Raw genomic sequence first — 14,714 nt, forward strand, 5'->3', positions numbered from 1 at the left:
ACGCCACGCCGGGGCTGCGCAAGCGGCCCCACCACCCCAGCCCCCGGAGAGACAGCATGGCCGATCCCACCATCGATTACGACGACGTGCAAGGCACGATCCTGCGCGGCTACCGCGTCAACCTGGCGCGCCATTTCATCTTCAGCATCACGGATGCGGCGCAGGCGCGGCGCACCATCGCCGCCCTGCTCGACGGCAGCGACGGGCTGCCAACCATTACCACCGCGCGCCATATCCACCCCAAGCCGCCCTGCTTCCTGAACCTCAGCTTTACCGCTCCCGGCCTGTCGGCTCTGGGGATAACCGCGGCCGAGCTGGCCACCTTTGACCAGGCATTTCAACGGGGTGCGGCCGATCCGGCCAGCGTCGCCGCCGTGGGCGACGTGGGCGACAGTGCCCCCGAACACTGGCTCGGCAACCTGGGGCCGGCCACCACAGCCGGCCAGGTGCATGCGATGCTGAGCCTGTGGGTCAGCGAATCGGAGGAAGTGCTGCAGGCAACGTCGGCCAAGCTGCGTGGCGCCTTTGCCGCCGGCTGGCATGAACTGTATGCGCACGACGGCGTGGCCCTGCCAGGCAACCGCGTGCATTTCGGCTACCGCGACAATATCGCCCAGCCCGACGTCGATGGCGCCCCGCCGCGCAAGCACGAACGCGCATACGAACCGGACCCGCTCAACAGCGTCAAGACGGGCGAATTCCTGCTCGGCTATCCGAATGAAAACGGCGGCACCTACCAGGTGCAGCCGCCGCAACTGTCCACCAATGGCAGCTATGCCGCCTTCCGCATCCTGGAGCAGGACGTGCCCCTGTTCGACAGTATTCTGAGCCAGGGCGCGGCCAGTTCCGGGCTCAGTACCGAGATGGTGGCCGCCAAGATGTGCGGACGCTGGCGCAACGGCAATCCGCTCGTGCTCAGCCCGGACGAACCGGGGCCCGTGCTGCCGGACGCCAGCCTGAACCACTTTCACTATGTCGATGCGCAGCCGGAACTGGACGACACGCTGGGCCTGAAATGCCCGATCGGCGCGCATATCCGGCGCAACAACCCGCGCGACGAAGGCGTCGTGGGCACCTCGGCCCGCCACCACCGCATCGTGCGGCGGGCCATGCCCTACGGCAGCGAATACGATCCGGTGACACCCATCGCAGAGCAGCGGGGACTGGTCGGTTATTTCATCAATGCCAACCTGCGCAATCAGTTCGAATTCCTGATGCAGCAATGGAACGATGACGCTACCTTCGTCAAATCGGCCGTCGGCCCGGCCGGTCCCGAGGCGGGCAACGCCACGCTCAATATCAGCGGCCAGGACGTGTTCCTGGGAATCAACGCCCCGGGCGTCAGCTCCTTCACCTTGCCCGGCGTGGGCGCCAAGGGCAGCGGCAATACGAAACTGCAGCATTTTTCGCGCAGCGTCGTCACGCGCGGCGGCGTGTATTGCTTCTTCCCCAGCATCACGGGGTTGCGCTACCTGGCAAACCTGAGTTAGGCGGCGAGCGGGCCTCGGATGCAAGCGGAACGGCCCGGACCGCTTGCATTGATCCTGTCATTGCACTATCGTTGCCACACGCGCGTGTTGCCAACTTTGCACAGGAGATCCCACCGTGTCGCTGATCCTCTACGGCCATCCCTTTTCCTCGTACACGCAAAAGGTGCTCATCGCCCTGTACGAAAACGCCATACCGTTCGATTTCCGCTGCCTGGCGCCGGACATGCCCCAGCACTTGCAGCAATGGCTGGAGCGCTGGCCGCTGCGCAAATTCCCGCTGCTGGTGGACGGCGAGCGCAACGTCGCCGAGACCAGCATCATCATCGAATACCTGCAACTGGCCCATCCGGGCACCCTGCGCCTGCTGCCGGACGACGCCATGCAGGCGCTGGAGGTGCGTTTTCTCGACCGCTATTTCGACCTGCACGTCATGACACCTGTGCAGCATGCCGTCGGCGCCGCCTTGAGCGGCGACGCGGCGAAGACCGAGGAAGGCCGCGCGTTCGCAGGCGACAAGCTGGACCTCGCCTACGCCTGGCTGGAAACCCATCTGGTCGGCAAGACGTGGGCCGCCGGCGACCGCTTTACGCTGGCCGACTGCGCCGCAGCTCCCTCGCTGTTCTATGCGGACTGGACGCAGCCGATTCCCGCGACGCTGCCCCTGCTGCGCGCCTACCGCGCGCGCCTGCTGGCCCGCCCGTCGTTCGCCCGCGCGGTGGAAGAAGCACGCCCGTACCGCCACCTCTTCCCCCTGGGCGCGCCGCAGCGCGATTGACCTTGTTCAGGCAAACACGGGGCGGAAAAAACTGCGCTCATAGCTGACGATGCAGCGCGTCTCCTCGGCATAGCGGAAGGCGGCCTGGCATTCGGCGTCCTGCATCGAATCGCTGCGGTACTGCTCATACAAGGCCAGGCTGGGGAACGAGAACATGGCCAGCGCCACATTGCTGGCGCCTTCCGATGGCAAAAAGTAGCCGTGGTGCTGGCCGCCGAAGCGTTCGACCAGCGGTATCCACAGCTTGCCGTAGGCTTCGAATTCCCGCAATTTGTACGGGTCGATGATGTAACGCAGGTAGCAGGTGATCATGGGCTTTCCTTGTGAACGTTCAGATCCATCAGCATGCCAGACTCCCAGGAACCGATGGCGGCCAATGGCGAGCCAGGCAAAAAGTCCAGCGCGCAGGGATACGCAAAATCTTCCTGCGCCAGGACGCCGAGCCCCGGCCAGGCGTAGAACAACAGCTTGCCCTTGCCGATGCGTCCCAGCGCGCTGCCGTCGGGCAGCCAGCGCAAGGCGTCACCCGTGCCAGCCCCCGCTTCCACGGGCGCCGTGGCCAGACAGCGGCCATCATCCATCGCATGCACGGACAGATACTCGTCGCCGCCCGCGTAATGCAGCACGGCCAGGCGCTCGCCATCGGGCGATGGGGCGCACGACGCCAGTTTGGGCAGCGACAGCACCACGCGCCCGCCTCCCGCTTGCAGCGGCCAGTCACACACGCTGCAGTAGTCGGGCGGCTGCACCTGCCCTTCCTCCACCGACTTGATGCCATGCAGGACCAGCAAACGCCGCCCGCCATCGATGGACCAGACACCGCGCAGCATCTCGCCCGGGTGCTCGTGCATGAACAGCAGGTCGCCCGTCTGCGCATCGCGCACGCGCAGGCGGCCATCCCAGCCGCCGTCGACGAGATACCGGCCGCACGGCGACCACGCGGGACCGCAGCCTTCGCCATCTTTTTTGTTCTGGAAGTTCACGAGCAACTGGCCCGCCTGCGCATCCACCACGGCCTGCAGGCCCGTCGTGCTCTTGATGGCCAGCCGGTCGCCGTCAGGCGAAAAGGCCATGCTGGAACAGTGGGCGATGAACTTGCCGCGCCACAGTTTCTGGCGTGCCGCCACGTCCCACAGGACCAGGTCGCGCCCCAGCACAGCCAGGCGCGCGCCATCGGGCGAAAACCGCACGCCGTAGGCGCAGCCCAGCGTCAAGGACTTCGGCCTTGCTGTCATGGGCGCGCCAGGCGGTACACGACGCTATCGATATCGTAATGGCGTTCCATGCCCACGTATTGCATGCCAAGGCGCGTCATGACCTTGATCGAGGCGGCATTGTCCGGGTGCGCCACGGCCACCACTTCGGGCGCGCCGACGACGTCGAACGCATGCGCGACGATGGCCGCTGCCGCTTCGCTGGCATAGCCTTGGCCCCAGCCCGTGCGGGCCAGACGCCAGCCGATTTCGTGCGGCTTGCTCTTGTCGCCATCGAGATGCTGCAGGCAGGCCATGCCCACCATCTCGCCATCATCGAGGCGTATCAGCGCCCACCAGGAATAGCCCCATTCGGCCCAGCGGCCCGTGACGCGCTTGACGGCGGCGCGCGTGTCCTCTTCCTTTTCGGGCTGGCCCGCGTTCAGATAGGTCATCACCTCGGGATCGGTGTTGAGCATGCGCATGCGCTCGTAGTGGTTTTCCGTAATCGGTTCCAGGCGCAGGCGCGCCGTCGTGAGTATGGTCATCGCATTTCCTTGGACGAAAAAAAAGACGATACACGATCGTCTTTTTTTTGCAAGCGCGCACGCAATTACTTGCCTGCTTCGCCCTTCTTGATCCACGCCGCCAGTTGGTGCGGACGCAGGCCGTCGTAGTCTTCGAACGGCTGGTGGATCCACGGGTTGTGCGGCAGTTCGTCGAGGAAGTAGTCGGGACGCACGACGGAGCAGCCCTTCAGCCAGATCACGGCCGATTTGACTTCGGTCACGTCAGGGAAGTTTTCCTTCAGGTGACGCGTGACCTTGTCCAAGGTGACGCCCGAATCGGCCAGGTCGTCGACCAGCAGGATGCGGCCGGCCAGCGGGCCCTTGGTCATGGTCATGTACTTGGCGATATCGAGGTCGCCGCGCACCGTGCCCGCGTCTTCGCGGTAGGAGCTGGTCGACAGGATGGCCAGTGGCAAATCAAAAATGCGCGAGAATACGTCGCCGGGACGCACGCCGCCGCGCGCCAGGCACAATACCTGGTCGAATTTCCAGCCCGATTCGTAGACCTTGAGCGCCAGGCGCTCGATCAGGCGGTGGTATTCTTCCCAGTTGACCCAAAGGTGTTGATCGTTCGATTGTGGGGTAGTCATGATAGTGGAATCTTATTATTAGCGTGATTAAAAAAATCCGCCTTGCGGCGGATTGTGTCCAGCAGCTTACTCGAATGGGTGACGCAGCACGATCGTTTCTTCACGATCCGGACCGGTCGAAACCATGTCCACCGGTACGCCGACCAGTTCTTCGATGCGCTTGATGTAAGCGCGCGCCGTTGCCGGCAGCGCCGCCAGCGATTTCGCGCCGACCGTGCTTTCCGTCCAGCCTGGCATCTCTTCGTACACCGGCACGCAACGGGCGGCTTCTTCGGCGCCCGATGGGAAGATGTCCGTGGCTACGCCATCGATGGTGTAGCCGGTGCACAGTTTCAGCGTTTCGATACCATCCAGCACGTCCAGCTTGGTCAGGCACATGCCCGTCACGCCGTTGATCTGCACGGAGCGGCGCAGCAAGGCGGCGTCGAACCAGCCGCAGCGGCGGGCACGGCCCGTCACGGTGCCGAATTCATGACCGACTTGCGCCAGGTGGTGGCCGACGCCCGCATCCGTTGGCAGTTCCGAAGGGAACGGGCCGGAACCGACGCGCGTCGTGTAAGCCTTGGTGATGCCCATGATGTAGTGCAGCATGCCAGGACCGACACCCGAACCGGCGGCGGCATTGCCGGCCACGCAGTTCGACGAGGTGACGAACGGGTAGGTGCCGTGGTCGACGTCGAGCAGGGAGCCCTGCGCGCCTTCGAACAGCAGGTTCGCGCCGGCCTTGTGCGCCTTGTACAGCGCACTCGACACGTCGGTGACCATCGGACGCAGACGCGGCACATAGGCCAGCGCGTCGTCGAGGGTCTTCTGATAGTCGACTTTCGGCGCCTTCAGGTAGTTTTCCAGCACGAAGTTGTGGTAATCGAGGTTTTCGGCCAGCTTTTCGGCAAAGCGCTTCTCGTTCAGCAGGTCGGCGATACGGATCGCGCGGCGCGCCACTTTGTCTTCGTAGGCAGGGCCGATGCCCTTGCCGGTGGTGCCGATCTTCGCATCGCCACGCTTGGCTTCACGCGCCAGGTCGATCGCGGTGTGGTAAGGCAGGATCACGGGCGCCGCGTCCGACACTTTCAGGCGCGAAGCGACTTCGACGCCGACAGCTTCGAGCTTGTCGATTTCGCGCAGCACGTCCGGCACGGAAACGACCACGCCGTTACCGATGTAGCAGGCGACGCCTGGACGCATGATGCCCGAAGGGATCAGCTGCAGCGCGGTTTTGACGCCGCCGATGACCAGCGTGTGGCCTGCATTGTGGCCGCCCTGGAAGCGCACCACACCTTGGGCGTGATCGGTCAACCAATCGACGATCTTGCCTTTACCTTCATCGCCCCATTGGGTGCCGATGACAACGACGTTCTTTGCCATAATTTTCTTTGACATCACTTAACCTAAGTTTTTAAGAATCCAGCTACTACCATTATCGGCAAGTACCAGCACGCGATCGCACTCGAACTCGTCTTGTTCATTACTGTGACCCGGCATACTCTGGATCACGACCTCGCCCGCCTTGCGCAACTCGGCGATTTTTTCCTTCAATTCTGGCGCGCTGCCCCATGGGGCGCGGATCGAATGCTTCCGTTCCGCCGTTGGGAGCAGGCGCGCCAGTTCGCGCAAATCGAGCGAGAAGCCGGTCGCGGGACGTGCCCGGCCGAACGCTTCGCCGACGTGGTCATAACGGCCGCCGCGCGCAACCGCGTTCGGCAAGCCAGGTACATACAGCGCAAACATCGCGCCACTTTCATATTGGTAGCCGCGCAGGTCGGCCAGGTCGATCGCCACTTCGGCGCGGCCCAGGGCAGATCCTGCCAGCGCGGCCAGTTCGGCCAGCGCCTTCAACACGCCCGGCAACGGCGGCAGCACTTCGCGCGCACGCGCCAGCACGTCGATGTCGCCATACAGGTTCGGCAAGGCCAGCAGCGCATCGCGCGTGACGGCATCGTAGGATGCGGTCAGGGCGCGCAGGCCCGGCGCATCTTTCGCGCGCAGCAAGGCGTACAGCGCAGCTTCGTCGCGCTCGGCGGCGGCGTCTTGCGCAATGATAGCGCGCAACAGGCCGACGTGCGACAAATCCAGGCGGACGCTATCGAAACCGGCCAGTGCCAGCGAAGCGAGCGCCAGTTCCTGGATCTCGGCATCGGCTTCCAGGCCGGCGTGTCCATAGATTTCGGCGCCGATCTGCAGCGGTTCGCGGGTGGCGTGCAAGCCCGATGGACGGGTATGCAGCACGCTGCCGGCGTAGCACAGGCGGGTGACGGTGGCGCGGTTCAGCAGATGGGCGTCGATGCGCGCCACTTGCGTCGTCATGTCGGCGCGCAGGCCGAGCATGCGGCCAGACAGCTGGTCGACCAGTTTGAACGTGCGCAGGTCAGTATCCTTGCCAGCGCCGGTCATCAGCGATTCCAGATACTCGAGCAGCGGCGGCATCACCAGTTCATATCCGTACAGACGGAAATTATCCAGCATGAGGCGGCGCAGCTCTTCGATCTTGCGCGCTTCCGACGGCAGAACATCGGCAATATTTTCGGGCAAAAGCCAATTCGGCATGAGGGAGCGAGATACGGAAGAAAGTTGAAAAAATGCATCATGCGAGGCAGCGGCGGGCGCGCCAGGCAAGAGGCCGAACCTGATATTTTACGCGAAAACACGGGCCTTTAGGGATAAGTTGTCCGAAACGCTGCCGCGCAGCCCTAAAAACAGGGAATTTTACGCCTTCCCGCAACAACCTGGCGCGCACAAAAAAACGGGGCCGGCATTGATGCCGGCCCCGCTGCTACTGCCCCGTCGTTGCGGACGGGGGCAGTCCCGATGCTGTCTTACTTCTTGGCCGAACCGGCTGCGCCGCCGCCCTTGAAGTACTTGAAGAATTCCGAACTCGGATCGACCACCATCACGTCGCCCTTGTCCTTGAACGTGGCGCGGTAGGCTTCCAGGCTGCGATAGAACTTGTAGAACTCCGGATTCTTGCCAAACGCTTCCGCATAGATCTGCGATGCCTTGGCATCGCCCTCGCCGCGGATCTTCTCGGCTTCGCGGTACGCTTCGGCCAGGATCACCGTGCGCTGCTTGTCGGCGTCGGCGCGGATCTTCTCGGAGTCGGCCGAACCGGTCGAACGCAGCTCGTTGGCCACGCGCACGCGCTCGGACTTCATGCGCTCGTACACGGAGTTGTTGATCTGCTCGACGTAGTCGACGCGTTTCAGGCGCACGTCGACGATTTCCACGCCGATGGCCTTCGCTTCCGCCGAGACCTTCGCCAGGATCGCTTCCATCACCTTGCCGCGCTGGCCCGAGATCACTTCGCGCACGGTGCGCTTGGTGATTTCATCGTTCAGCGCCGCCTTGACGATTTGCGACATGCGGTTGCGGGCCGGCTTTTCATCGCCGCCGAAGCTGCGGAAATACAGGCGCGGATCGGCGATGCGCCATTTCACGTAGGCGTCGACGAGGATGTTCTTCTTCTCGGCCGTGATGAAGCGTTCCGGTTCCGGCGTATCCAAGGTCAGGATGCGCTTGTCCAGGTACAGCACGTTCTGGAACGGCGGCGGCAGCTTGAAGTACAGGCCCGGCGTGCTGATGACTTCCTTGACTTCGCCGAGGGCGAAGACGACCGCATACTTACGCTGGTCGACCACGAACACGGTCGAGGACAAGAGCATGATCGCGATAAAGCCCGCGATCAGGGCGGCTACGATACGATTCATTAGCGGCTCTCCCGTTCACGCGAAGAGCGGCTGTCGCGGCGCTGATTGACTTCTACTGTCGGCATGGCTTCCTGTGGCAAAACGGTGTTGGCTGCGGGTGTCGCGGCAGCACGGGCGGCGGCAGCGTCGGTGGCCGCCGTCTGGGCGATCAGCTTGTCGAGCGGCAGGTACAGCAGATTGCTGCCCGTCTTCGCGTCGACCATGACCTTGCTGGCACTGCTGAACACTTGCTGCATCGTTTCCAGATACATGCGGTCGCGCGTGACAACCGGCGCCTTCTGGTACTCGACCAGCACCTGCTTGAAGCGCGAAGCATTACCTGCCGCGTTCTCGGTCACCATCGCGCTGTACGCTGCGGCTTCCTCCATCAGGCGGAAAGCGGCACCGCGGGCTTTTGGAATGACGTCGTTGGCGTAAGCCTGGCCTTCATTCTTCTGGCGCTCGCGGTCCTGGCCTGCCTTGACGGCATCGTCGAAGGCGGCTTGCACCTGCTCCGGCGGCTGCACGGCCTGCATCGTCACGTTGGTGATGACGGCGCCGACCTTGTAGCGGTCAAGAATCTGCTGCATCAGCTGCTGCGTATCGTAAGCCACCTTTTCGCGGCCCTCGTACAGCACGAAGTCCATCTTGCTGCGGCCGACCACTTCGCGGATCGCCGTTTCGGCGACCTGGCGCAAGGTGTCTTCCTGGTCGCGCGTGTTGAACAGCCACGCCACGGGATCTTTCAGGGTGTATTGCACCGCGAACTGGATGTCGATGATGTTTTCATCGTCCGTCAGCATCAGCGACTCGCTGGCCTGCTTGTTGCGCAGCGACTGGCGGTAACCCACTTCCACCGTACGCACCTGCGACACGTTGACGGTTTCGTCGGTCTGGAACGGGTACGGCCAGCGCCAGTTGAAACCGGCCGGCGTGGTGTGGCTGTACTTGCCGAACGTGAGCACGACGCCGTTCTGGCCCTCTTGCACGATGAAGGCGCCGCTGGCGAGCCAGATGAAGACGGCGATCACGCCGACCACGCCTGCGGTGATGCCGGCGCCCTTCATGTCTGGGCGCGGACCACCGCCACCGCCGTTGTTATTGCCGCCGTTGTCGGGACGGTTCTTCTGTCCGAAAAAGGCGTTCAGGCGCTGATTGAAATCGCGCCACAACTGATCGAGGTCCGGCGGACCTTCGCCGGGCTTTTTGCCTTCTTGGGCTTTCTTGCCGTCGTCCTTGCGATTGCCCCAGCGGGGATCGTTCAGGGACAACTTCAAGCCTGTTTTTTTGAGTAGGGAGACAAGCATAACTATCGTGTTCCGACTTGGGAGTGGGTGGAAATCCTATCGTCCTCGCCAGGCTCTTCGTCCTGGTCCGGGGCGGCGCCATCGTGCTGGTCGTACTGACCGTCAAACTGATCTTCCTGCGGTGCTTCGTCGTTCTGATACAGGTGGGCCGAACCGGGCGCCTTCCTGGCCATCTCGACGATCGCATCGCGCAGCAGGTCGAGCCCACTGCCCTTCTGCGCACTGACGAACACGCGACTGATCGTAGCATATTCGTCGCGCTCCACCGAAGGCTCCAGCCCGGCCGCATCGATCTTGTTCCACACGAGGATTTGCGGAATATGATCGGCGCCGATCTCTTTCAAGACCAGGTTGACCTGCTCGATCTGCTCCATGCGCACCGGCGACGCGGCGTCGACGACGTGCAGCAGCAGATCGGCATGGATGGTTTCTTCGAGCGTGGCGCGGAATGCGGCCACCAGCTGATGCGGCAATTCGCGCACGAAGCCGACCGTGTCGGAGATCACCACGTTACCCACTTCCTGGCCCAGGTAAACCCGGCGCGAGGTGGTGTCGAGCGTGGCGAACAACTGGTCGGCGACGTACACGCCGGCCTTGGTCACGGCATTGAACAGGGTCGACTTGCCGGCATTGGTATAGCCGACCAGGGACACCGAGAATGTGTGATTGCGGCCGCGCGCGCGGCGCTGCGTTTCGCGCTGCTTGTGCAGCTTTTCCAGACGGGCGCGCAAGGCCTTGACGCGGTCGCCGATCAGCCGGCGGTCGGTCTCGAGCTGCGTCTCGCCGGGACCGCGCAAGCCGATACCGCCCTTTTGCCGCTCAAGGTGGGTCCAGCCGCGGATCAGGCGCGTGGCCAGATGCTGCAGCTGGGCCAACTCGACTTGCAGCTTGCCCTCGTGGCTCTTGGCGCGCTGCGCAAAGATGTCGAGGATCAGGCTGGTACGGTCGAGCACGCGCACATTCAGGCGCTTTTCCAGATTGCGCTGCTGGGCAGGCGAGAGGGCATGATTGAAGATGACGATTTCCAGGCCATCGTTGACGACGACGTCGCCAATTTCATCGGCCTTGCCGCTGCCGACGAAATATGCGGAGTCGGGACTCGAACGCTTGGCCGTGATGGTGGAAATCGGGTCCGCGCCAGCAGAACGCGACAACAGCATGAGTTCCTCCATGCTGGCGGCGAAGTCGCTGTGACCGAAGTCAACTCCGACTAGTGCCGCGCGCATGATGGCATCTGATGAGTTGTGGCGGACGCCGACGCCGATGCAAACGCATCAGCGCCGCTGGCGCGGACGGGGGCGATGGACGGTGAAAGGCGCTGGGCCGTCAAGCTCAACGCTTTACTCCGCTTCAGATTCAATATTGAGATTGACGGCACGGGCCGGCACCACTGTCGAGATGGCATGCTTGTACACCATCTGTGTCACCGTATTGCGCAGCAATACGACATATTGATCGAACGATTCGATATGGCCCTGCAATTTAATGCCATTGACCAGGTAGATCGAGACAGGAACATGCTCTTTGCGTAATGCATTGAGGAATGGGTCTTGTAACAGTTGCCCTTTGTTGCTCATAACAGCTCCGTTGTTTATGTTGTTGTGTAAGAATTGGAGGCGACTCGCTTGATTTCAAGTGCTCTCACACCTTTCAAAGAAAGAAAGATGCGTCATAGCTACTGTAACCTGTTTTCGCGATCGCTGTCGCGCATGGCGCATTAACACTTTATTATTTTCGTGCAAACAGCCATTAAATGACTGTCGGCGCCGCATTATCTCCGCGGCGCCTTAATATGCACTTAATTCAGCATTTAAAACATTACTTGCTTGGCGTGCGTGCAAACGGGTTTTTACCCGTACGCAATTCAATGCGCAGCGGCGTGCCGACCAGGGCAAACGTATCGCGGAAATGTTTTTCCAGATAGCGTTTGTACGGGTCGCCAACGGCGTCGAGCGCATTGCCGTGAATAACGATCACAGGCGGGTTCATGCCGCCCTGGTGCGCATAGCGCAGCTTCGGACGGATCGAACCCTTGCGGCGCGGTTCCTGCTTTTCCACGGCCTCGATCAGGGCGCGCGTCAGCTTCGGCGTCGACAGGTCGCACATGGCGGCCGCATACGCGGCGTTGAGCGACTTCATCAGTGGACCGATGTTGGTGCCTTTCAGCGCGGAAATGAAATGCATCTGCGCAAACGACAGGAAATCGAGCTTGCGGTCGATATCGATCTTGATTTCATCGCGCTCGTGCGATTGCAAGCCATCCCATTTATTCACGGCCACGACCAGCGCGCGGCCCGACTCCAGAATGAAGCCGGCGATATGCGCGTCTTGCTCCGAGATATCCTGCTGCGCGTCGAGCATCAGCACGACCACGTTGGCTTCGGAAATCGACTGCAGCGTTTTCACGACAGAGAATTTCTCGATCGCTTCGAACACCTTGCCGCGGCGGCGGATACCGGCCGTGTCGATCAAGGTGTATTGCTGTCCATCGCGCTCGAACGGGATTTCGATCGAATCGCGCGTCGTGCCCGGCATGTCGAAGGCGATCACGCGCTCTTCGCCCAGCAAGGTGTTGATCAAGGTCGACTTGCCCACGTTCGGACGACCGACGAGGGCGATCTTGATGCCGCGGTCGGTCTTTTCCAGCTCTTCAGGCTCATCCGGACGCTGCGCGAACGCCAGGTCCAGCATCACTTCGACGAGGTCGTTGACGCCGTCACCGTGCGCCGACGAGATCGCATACGGATCGCCCATGCCCAATTCATAGAATTCGGACACGACGGCCGTGTAGCGCATGCCTTCGCTTTTGTTGACCACCAGCAAGACCGGGCGGCCGCTCTTGCGCAGGAAGTCGACGATGGTCTTGTCATGCGGGGTCAGGCCTTGACGGCCGTCCACGATGAATACCACCACGTCGGCCTCGGCCACGGCCTGCTTGGTCTGCAGTGCCATCTGATGCATGATGCCTTCCTTGGCGACGGGTTCGAAACCACCCGTATCGATGACGAGGAAGGGACGTTCGCCGACACGGCCTTCGCCATAGTGACGATCGCGCGTCAACCCAGGCAAATCCGCCACCAGCGCATCGCGCGAGCGGGTCAGACGATTGAATAAAGTCGATTTCCCAACATTGGGTCGACCTACTAGTGCAATTACCGGCTTCATTGTATTACTCGACCGCGAGAGCGGTCACTGTCCCTGATTGGGTTTGAAAAATCAAATTCGAACCGGCAACGACGGGAGCCGAAACAATCGGGCTACCGTCGGTGCTGACACGACCTATTAATGCACCATCTTCCCGTGACAGGAAGTGGATGTAACCTTGATAATCGCCAACGGCGACGCTGCGGCCATAGGAGGCCGGCGTCGACAGGCGGCGGCGCGCCAGCGCGTCATTCTTCCAGGCGCTCTGGCCGCCTTCGCGGCTGAACGCCACGACGGCGCCCTGGTCATCGGCGGTGAACACGAAACGCTGGTCGACGGCCACGCCCACATCGGACGAGATCGGCTTGGTCCAGCGCGGCACGCCCGTGGCGGCGTCGAAGCAACCCGCCTTGCCCTGGTACGTGACGGCGCACACTTCGCCTTCGTACACCACCGGCGTGCCGGCGATGTCGGAGACGCGCTCCAGTTCGGTAGCGCCGCGCGGTTCGCTGACGACGACCTCCCAGCGTACCACACCGGTGGCCGCCGTCAGTGCCAGCAGCTTGCCGCCCGGCTGGGCCACGTAGATGTTCGCGCCGCCCAGCGCCATGCCCGGCGCATTGCGCAAGGTCAATGCCGGCGTGACGCGCTGCACCGTCCACTTGCGCTCGCCCGTCTTGGCGTCGAAGCCGACGATGCGGTTGTCCACGCTGCGCACCACGACCACGCCCTGTCCCACGACGGGCGCCGTCAATACTTCGCTGGACGCCTGCGCCTTCCACAGCTGCTTGCCATCGGCGTCAAACGCCAGCACGGCACCCTTGGCGGCGCCGACGGCCACGACCGTGCCATCGCTGCCGGGGCTCGACGTGATGTCGCTGCCGGCCTTGACGCGCCACGTTTCACGGCCGCTGGCCGCATCGAGGCGCGCCAGCGCGCCATCGGCACTGACCACGTACAGGCTGCTGCCGGCCAGCGCAGGCGTAAATGCGTACACGCCAGCCTTGCCGATCGAATACTTCCAGGCGTCGCGCACGGCGATGGTCGATTTTAACTCGACCAGCTTGGCCGGCTCGGTTTTCGGATCTTTCGAGGCGAACGGGTTCCAGGACGAGCAACCGGCCATCAGGGCCAACAGACTTGCAGCTACCAGCTTTTCAGTGACACGCATAAGTGTTATCCAACCTTTTTCTTGTACTTGTAAGGGCAAGGCGGGCGGCGCACAACGCCACCCGGCCCCGCCATCAGTGTTCCTGTCAGGCGGCGGCCTTGTCAGCCTTGGCCTTGTCTTCCGGTACCGTACCACCGATCGCTTCCAGTTTGACCTGGATCAGCTGACGGCCTGGATTGTTCTTGTCCGTCGCGGCCAGAGCGGCCAGGTAAGCCGTGCGGGCATCGGCCAGCTTGTTTTGCGCCACCAGGATGTCGCCCTTGCGGTCGGCCACGGCACCGGCAAATTGCGCCACGGAAGCCGTTGCCAGCACTTTCAGCGCTTCATCGTAGGCTTTTTCATCCAGCAGGACACCGGCCAGGCGCAGCTTGGCGATGGCCTTGTACTCTTCCGTGCCATGCTCGGCCACCCACTGCAGCTGGGTCTTGGCCGTTTTCAGGTCGTTCGCGTCGAACGCCACCTTGGCCGCGGCCAGGGCGCTCATCTGCGCATACGCCGTGCCGCTGAAACGCGATTGCATGTCGCCGGCCGCGCGCATCACCTTGGCCGTGTCCTTGGCGGCGATGGCGTTCTGCAGTTCGTCGTACAGCTGGCCCGCTTGCGCAGCCTGCGTGCGCTGGTAGTACTGCCAGCCAGCCCAGCCGCTGTAGCCTGCCAGCGCCACGATCAGGACCCAGGAGGTCAGATTGCCATTGCGCTGCCACCAGGCTTTGAGGGTTGCCAGTTGTTCTTGTTCTTCGTGATCGTATGCCATGGGTCGTCAGTTTTAATGAGTAGTTGATCGAGGGTAGAACG

At 62.7% G+C, this 14,714-nt stretch carries 15 protein-coding genes; 2 read left to right on the forward strand and 13 right to left on the reverse strand.

The features are described 5' to 3' along the window. Nucleotides 1-56 precede the first annotated feature (56 nt). Nucleotides 57-1,490 (forward strand): hypothetical protein, encoded by a 1,434-nt coding sequence (locus tag JAB6_RS04205; protein ID WP_070301520.1) that lies wholly within the window; start codon nucleotides 57-59, stop codon nucleotides 1,488-1,490. A gap of 115 nt (nucleotides 1,491-1,605) precedes the next feature. Then, the gene (locus tag JAB6_RS04210; protein WP_070301521.1) at nucleotides 1,606-2,265 is read left to right on the forward strand and encodes a glutathione S-transferase family protein; all 660 of its coding nucleotides are present in this window, start codon (nucleotides 1,606-1,608) and stop codon (nucleotides 2,263-2,265) included. A 6-nt stretch (nucleotides 2,266-2,271) separates the two neighbouring features. Here JAB6_RS04210 and JAB6_RS04215 read toward each other — a convergent pair whose 3' ends face one another. From JAB6_RS04215 to JAB6_RS04275, 13 genes are all read right to left on the reverse strand, one after another. After that, nucleotides 2,272-2,577 (reverse strand): NIPSNAP family protein, encoded by a 306-nt coding sequence (locus tag JAB6_RS04215; RefSeq protein ID WP_034752016.1) that lies wholly within the window; start codon nucleotides 2,575-2,577, stop codon nucleotides 2,272-2,274. Next, nucleotides 2,574-3,500 carry a WD40 repeat domain-containing protein gene (locus tag JAB6_RS04220; protein WP_139143281.1) on the reverse strand — a complete coding sequence of 309 codons (927 nt, stop codon included), beginning with the start codon at nucleotides 3,498-3,500 and terminating at the stop codon, nucleotides 2,574-2,576. Before JAB6_RS04220 ends, JAB6_RS04215 begins: the two co-directional genes overlap by 4 nt. Then, a complete protein-coding gene (locus JAB6_RS04225; RefSeq protein WP_070301523.1) occupies nucleotides 3,497-4,006 on the reverse strand; it encodes a GNAT family N-acetyltransferase in 510 nt (169 codons plus the stop codon). Before JAB6_RS04225 ends, JAB6_RS04220 begins: the two co-directional genes overlap by 4 nt. A 65-nt stretch (nucleotides 4,007-4,071) precedes the next feature. Further along, nucleotides 4,072-4,617, reverse strand: coding sequence for a phosphoribosyltransferase (locus tag JAB6_RS04230; protein WP_034752020.1), 546 nt, complete (start codon nucleotides 4,615-4,617; stop codon nucleotides 4,072-4,074). 66 nt (nucleotides 4,618-4,683) lie between these two features. After that, on the reverse strand, nucleotides 4,684-5,997 hold the full coding sequence (locus JAB6_RS04235) for an adenylosuccinate synthase (protein WP_034752021.1): 1,314 nt from the start codon (nucleotides 5,995-5,997) through the stop codon (nucleotides 4,684-4,686). Between the two features lie 3 nt (nucleotides 5,998-6,000). After that, the gene (locus JAB6_RS04240) at nucleotides 6,001-7,161 is read right to left on the reverse strand and encodes an ATP phosphoribosyltransferase regulatory subunit (RefSeq protein ID WP_034752022.1); all 1,161 of its coding nucleotides are present in this window, start codon (nucleotides 7,159-7,161) and stop codon (nucleotides 6,001-6,003) included. A 269-nt stretch (nucleotides 7,162-7,430) separates the two neighbouring features. Then, nucleotides 7,431-8,318, reverse strand: coding sequence for a protease modulator HflC (hflC, locus tag JAB6_RS04245; RefSeq protein WP_034752023.1), 888 nt, complete (start codon nucleotides 8,316-8,318; stop codon nucleotides 7,431-7,433). Next, on the reverse strand, nucleotides 8,318-9,604 hold the full coding sequence (gene hflK / locus JAB6_RS04250; RefSeq protein ID WP_070301524.1) for an FtsH protease activity modulator HflK: 1,287 nt from the start codon (nucleotides 9,602-9,604) through the stop codon (nucleotides 8,318-8,320). Before hflK ends, hflC begins: the two co-directional genes overlap by 1 nt. Nucleotides 9,605-9,606: 2 nt before the next feature. After that, on the reverse strand, nucleotides 9,607-10,830 hold the full coding sequence (gene hflX / locus JAB6_RS04255) for a GTPase HflX (protein ID WP_034752026.1): 1,224 nt from the start codon (nucleotides 10,828-10,830) through the stop codon (nucleotides 9,607-9,609). 114 nt (nucleotides 10,831-10,944) lie between these two features. Further along, on the reverse strand, nucleotides 10,945-11,181 hold the full coding sequence (gene hfq / locus JAB6_RS04260) for an RNA chaperone Hfq (RefSeq protein WP_008450615.1): 237 nt from the start codon (nucleotides 11,179-11,181) through the stop codon (nucleotides 10,945-10,947). Between the two features lie 241 nt (nucleotides 11,182-11,422). Next, a complete protein-coding gene (gene der, locus JAB6_RS04265; RefSeq protein ID WP_034752028.1) occupies nucleotides 11,423-12,769 on the reverse strand; it encodes a ribosome biogenesis GTPase Der in 1,347 nt (448 codons plus the stop codon). A 4-nt stretch (nucleotides 12,770-12,773) separates the two neighbouring features. Then, a complete protein-coding gene (bamB, locus tag JAB6_RS04270; RefSeq protein ID WP_070301525.1) occupies nucleotides 12,774-13,919 on the reverse strand; it encodes an outer membrane protein assembly factor BamB in 1,146 nt (381 codons plus the stop codon). An 85-nt stretch (nucleotides 13,920-14,004) separates the two neighbouring features. Next, nucleotides 14,005-14,673 (reverse strand): tetratricopeptide repeat protein, encoded by a 669-nt coding sequence (locus tag JAB6_RS04275; protein ID WP_034752031.1) that lies wholly within the window; start codon nucleotides 14,671-14,673, stop codon nucleotides 14,005-14,007. Nucleotides 14,674-14,714: the final 41 nt, after the last annotated feature.

Source organism: Janthinobacterium sp. HH104, assembly GCF_001758715.1.
Classification (GTDB): domain Bacteria; phylum Pseudomonadota; class Gammaproteobacteria; order Burkholderiales; family Burkholderiaceae_D; genus Janthinobacterium; species Janthinobacterium aestuarii.

What these genes read in the sequence shown, in the direction of transcription:
- der (WP_034752028.1), bottom strand. Translation starts at nt 12,769, where the DNA reads ATGAAGCCGGTAATTGCACTAGTAGGTCGACCCAATGTTGGGAAATCG.
- JAB6_RS04230 (WP_034752020.1), bottom strand. Translation starts at nt 4,617, where the DNA reads ATGACTACCCCACAATCGAACGATCAACACCTTTGGGTCAACTGGGAA.
- JAB6_RS04275 (WP_034752031.1), bottom strand. Translation starts at nt 14,673, where the DNA reads ATGGCATACGATCACGAAGAACAAGAACAACTGGCAACCCTCAAAGCC.
- JAB6_RS04225 (WP_070301523.1), bottom strand. Translation starts at nt 4,006, where the DNA reads ATGACCATACTCACGACGGCGCGCCTGCGCCTGGAACCGATTACGGAA.
- bamB (WP_070301525.1), bottom strand. Translation starts at nt 13,919, where the DNA reads ATGCGTGTCACTGAAAAGCTGGTAGCTGCAAGTCTGTTGGCCCTGATG.
- JAB6_RS04235 (WP_034752021.1), bottom strand. Translation starts at nt 5,997, where the DNA reads ATGTCAAAGAAAATTATGGCAAAGAACGTCGTTGTCATCGGCACCCAA.
- JAB6_RS04205 (WP_070301520.1), top strand. Translation starts at nt 57, where the DNA reads ATGGCCGATCCCACCATCGATTACGACGACGTGCAAGGCACGATCCTG.
- hflX (WP_034752026.1), bottom strand. Translation starts at nt 10,830, where the DNA reads ATGCGCGCGGCACTAGTCGGAGTTGACTTCGGTCACAGCGACTTCGCC.
- hfq (WP_008450615.1), bottom strand. Translation starts at nt 11,181, where the DNA reads ATGAGCAACAAAGGGCAACTGTTACAAGACCCATTCCTCAATGCATTA.
- hflK (WP_070301524.1), bottom strand. Translation starts at nt 9,604, where the DNA reads ATGCTTGTCTCCCTACTCAAAAAAACAGGCTTGAAGTTGTCCCTGAAC.
- JAB6_RS04220 (WP_139143281.1), bottom strand. Translation starts at nt 3,500, where the DNA reads ATGACAGCAAGGCCGAAGTCCTTGACGCTGGGCTGCGCCTACGGCGTG.
- hflC (WP_034752023.1), bottom strand. Translation starts at nt 8,318, where the DNA reads ATGAATCGTATCGTAGCCGCCCTGATCGCGGGCTTTATCGCGATCATG.
- JAB6_RS04215 (WP_034752016.1), bottom strand. Translation starts at nt 2,577, where the DNA reads ATGATCACCTGCTACCTGCGTTACATCATCGACCCGTACAAATTGCGG.
- JAB6_RS04240 (WP_034752022.1), bottom strand. Translation starts at nt 7,161, where the DNA reads ATGCCGAATTGGCTTTTGCCCGAAAATATTGCCGATGTTCTGCCGTCG.